Genomic DNA, 1,556 nt, shown 5'->3' with positions numbered 1-1,556 from the left:
AGGTTATATTACGCTCGGCCAGCCGGCGACGACCTTGTCAGGCGGAGAAGCGCAGCGCGTGAAGCTCGCATCAGAGCTGCACAAACGCTCGACCGGACGCACGCTCTACATTTTAGATGAGCCGACGACAGGTTTGCATGTCGACGATATCGCAAGGCTTCTTGTCGTGCTGCAACGGTTGGTAGACAACGGAGACACTGTACTGGTTATTGAGCATAATCTTGATATCATTAAGACGGCCGATTACATTGTGGATTTGGGCCCGGAAGGCGGAGCCGGGGGCGGAACCATTGTCGCGTCAGGAACGCCTGAGGAAATCACTGAAGTGGAAGAATCGTATACAGGCCGTTATTTGAAGCCTGTTATCGAACGTGACAAAACACGCATGAAATCGCTCTTAAAAGCGAAAGAAACAGCTACATCTTAAAACCCTCTGTTAAGAGGGGACAGCTTGTCAGCAAGTCCATCCTTGGGCTTAGCAGGAAAGCTTTTTCTTTACGGCATAATAGGTTTAGAAGTGAACTTACTGTTCAAGCAGGAAACGCAGGTACACAACAAGCAGAAGATCTTGGTGTAATTAAAGATGAAATGGATGCGCTCTATTGAGGAAGTTGATGGCATTTCAAATCGTACTGAATTCAACAACAAAAAGTTATTAGATGGTACTGAAACTGATGGTTTCACTTTCCAGATTGGAGCAAATGCTGGCCAGTAGCTTACAATTAACATTGACAGCATGTCATCAACTGCTTTAGGAGTAAACGCACTTAATGTAACAAATTTTGCTAATACTCCTTTTGATACTCAACTTGAAAGTATTGATACTGCAATCAACAATGTCTCAAACCAACGTGCTAAACTTGGTGCGGTACAAAACCGTCTAGAGCACACAATCAACAACCTTGGTGCTTCTTCTGAAAACCTGACAGCTGCTGAGTCTCGTATCCGTGACGTTGACATGGCGAAAGAAATGAGCGATTTCACAAAGAACAACATTCTTTCTCAAGCTTCTCAAGCGATGCTTGCTCAAGCAAACCAACAGCCGCAAAACGTGCTTCAATTGTTACGTTAATTTTGAACGGCTATCTCTTTCTGATAGTTACAGCTTGCCGACAGAGTCCATTAACTGGATGTGCCGGCAGGCTTTTTTTGTTACAATCATTTTGTGACAGCCAGGGAATCACTTGTTTTTTCAAAACAAAAAAGGCAAGATATTGTCATCTAACCTTTAGCTTTGTTTCAGTTATAATGAATGATATGTTTTCCGCAATTACAAAGTCTTCTTATACAGCTGCTTACTTACATTCATTAAATCTTGAACAATATGCGTGTTGCTGCTGTCGAGCAGCACTTTTATATATTGGATATCGTGAGAGATCGGGAAGGGTCCGTGAATCTGCTCAAGCTCGGCGATCATTTCACGATTCATTCTTTTTTGTTCATGAATCAGCTTTAACACTGATTCTTGTGTTACTGTATAGTCACTGGGATCTTTCTCCATTGCTTGTCCAGCCTCCTTGGTTGCCGTAAGCTTTTTACATATTGTAATCGGTATA

1 protein-coding gene and 2 pseudogenes are annotated in these 1,556 nt (G+C 42.9%); 2 read left to right on the top strand and 1 reads right to left on the bottom strand.

Going from position 1 to position 1,556, the window contains the following annotated elements:
- Both ACWHAR_RS20905 and ACWHAR_RS20900 read left to right on the top strand, forming a co-directional pair.
- Nucleotides 1-427, top strand: a pseudogene (locus ACWHAR_RS20905) (excinuclease ABC subunit UvrA); the annotation flags it as partial.
- 92 nt (nt 428-519) lie between these two features.
- Nucleotides 520-1,072 (top strand): annotated as a pseudogene (locus ACWHAR_RS20900) (flagellin); the annotation flags it as partial.
- A gap of 198 nt (nt 1,073-1,270) precedes the next feature.
- Here ACWHAR_RS20900 and ACWHAR_RS20895 read toward each other — a convergent pair.
- Nucleotides 1,271-1,501 (bottom strand): hypothetical protein, encoded by a 231-nt coding sequence (locus ACWHAR_RS20895; protein ID WP_144458804.1) that lies wholly within the window; start codon nt 1,499-1,501, stop codon nt 1,271-1,273.
- Between the last annotated feature and the right edge of the window lie 55 nt (nt 1,502-1,556).

The organism is Bacillus sp. LR--39 (genome assembly GCF_053613335.1).
Note: the sequence above shows the minus strand (reverse complement) of the source record. Positions and strands in the feature narration are given on the sequence as shown.